The 1,519-nt window shown below is 70.1% G+C and carries 1 protein-coding gene; it reads right to left on the bottom strand.

Features of this window, described 5'->3' with window-relative positions:
• On the bottom strand, positions 1 to 1,519 hold a 1,519-nt coding region (locus ABZ863_RS35655), incomplete at both ends, for a type I polyketide synthase (RefSeq protein WP_358544206.1).

Genomic DNA, 1,519 nt, shown 5'->3' with positions numbered 1-1,519 from the left:
GGCTCACACCACGCGCGCACCTCTCCTGCCGGCGCGGCCACCGACACCATCCCACCGCGCCCCGCCAGCACCTCACCGATCACCCGACTGCGCAGCGCCACCACCCGCGCACCGTCCTCCAGCGACAACGCGCCAGACACCACCGCAGCAGCGATCTCACCCTGAGAATGACCCACCACCGCACCAGGAACCACCCCCAGCGACTCCCACACCGCCGCCAGCCCCACCATCACCGCCCACGACACCGGCTGCACCACATCCACCCGGTCCAACGACCCGGCCCCCGCCACCCCACGCAATACATCCACCAACGACCACTCGACGAACGGCGCCAACGCCCCCGCACACTCATCAACCCGCGCAGCGAAAACCGGTGAAGACGCGTACAGCTCACGCCCCATACCGAGCCACTGCGACCCCTGCCCCGGAAACACCAACACGACCCCGCCACCAGCAGCGTCCGTCGTTCCCGTCGTCGTGGCCCGACCGGGTGTGCCGCGCTCGACCTCCTCCAGGCCGGTCAGCAGCGCCTTCGGATCGCTCCCCAGCACTACCGCCCGGTGTTCGAACACCGAGCGTGATGACACCAGCGCCCCGGCAACCGCAGCCGTGTCGGCATCGTCGGCAGCCCGCGCCCACTCGGCCAGCCGCCCCGCCTGCCCCCGCAACGCCTCCGCGGTATGCCCACTGACCACCCACGGCACCACACCCGAACCCCCGAGAGCGACAGACGGACCGGCAACCACCCGCTCCTGCGGTTTCGGGGCCTGTTCCAGTACGACATGCGCGTTCGTGCCGCTGATCCCGAACGACGACACCCCTGCCCGCCGCTCCCGGCCCACCACCGGCCACTCACGCGCCTCGGTCAGCAGCTCCACCGCGCCCGAGGACCAGTCGACATGCGGAGAGCGCTGCTCGGCGTGCAACGTCTTCGGCAGCACCCCCTGCTGGAGTGCCATCACCATCTTGATGACACCCGCCACCCCCGCAGCCGCCTGCGTATGACCGATGTTCGACTTCAACGACCCCAACCACAAAGGCTCACGGCCCGCCGGCCGCTCCCCATACGTCGCCAGCAACGCCTGCGCCTCGATCGGGTCGCCCAACTTCGTTCCCGTCCCATGCGCCTCCACCACGTCCACATCAGCCGCCGACACCCCCGCATCCGCCAGCGCCTGACGGATCACCCGCTGCTGCGCCGGACCGTTCGGCGCCGTCAGCCCACTCGACGCACCGTCCTGATTCACCGCCGAACCCCGCACCACCGCCCACACCCGATGCCCCTTGCGCACCGCGTCCGACAACCGCTCCACCACCAGCACACCCACACCCTCAGCCCAACTGGTGCCATCCGCACCGGCCGAGAACGCCTTGCACCGCCCATCCGGAGCCAGACCCCGCTGACGACTGAACTCCACAAACGACGACGGCGTCGCCATCACCGTCACCCCACCCGCCAACGCTAGCGAACACTCACCCCTGCGCAACGCGGCCACCGCCAGATGCAACGCCACCAACG

The sequence above is a fragment of the Saccharomonospora sp. NPDC046836 genome (assembly GCF_040645195.1).
Taxonomy (GTDB): Bacteria; Actinomycetota; Actinomycetes; order Mycobacteriales; family Pseudonocardiaceae; genus Prauserella_A.
The sequence above is the reverse complement of the archived record's forward strand: the minus strand, read 5'-3'. Positions and strand labels throughout refer to the sequence as shown.